The following is a 428-nucleotide window of genomic DNA, read 5'->3' on the forward strand; positions in this document are numbered from 1 at the left end:
TCCATCCTTTCGGATGCTGAATGGCAGCTAATTTCAATTTAGCTGGTTTACCTGCGGTTCTTAACTGCATACGCGCAGCTTCTTTTCCGTCATTGTACCCCACAGCTTCCAATACTCCAGGAGTGAAGGCGATTTTATCAAAAGTAAACAAGAAATGATAGTCACACTGAGCCTGTCCCATTGGTTTTCCGTTTAAAAATAACGCCACACTATCCGTATTAGAAACCACATACACAGGCTTGACCACTCCCGGTTCATAATTCCAGTGTCCTACGATATGCAAACGAGGATTTTCCGTATCTACCCATCCGTCCCACATCACTTGATGAGCGAAATAAGAATCTTTCGGAATACACATCGGGTCTGTATCTCCACTACGCCTATAATTTTCTACTCCACGAAAATGAGTATTTGTATCTGAAAAAATA

The 428-nt window shown here is 42.1% G+C and carries 1 protein-coding gene; it reads right to left on the reverse strand.

Annotated features, from left to right (window positions below; genetic code table 11):
* Nucleotides 1-428, reverse strand: a 428-nt coding sequence (locus IEY73_RS34630) for a DUF4982 domain-containing protein (protein WP_229716441.1), incomplete at both ends; no start/stop codon positions are given.

Source organism: Mangrovihabitans endophyticus (assembly GCF_014646155.1).
Taxonomy (GTDB): Bacteria; Actinomycetota; Actinomycetes; order Mycobacteriales; family Micromonosporaceae; genus Actinoplanes; species Actinoplanes endophyticus.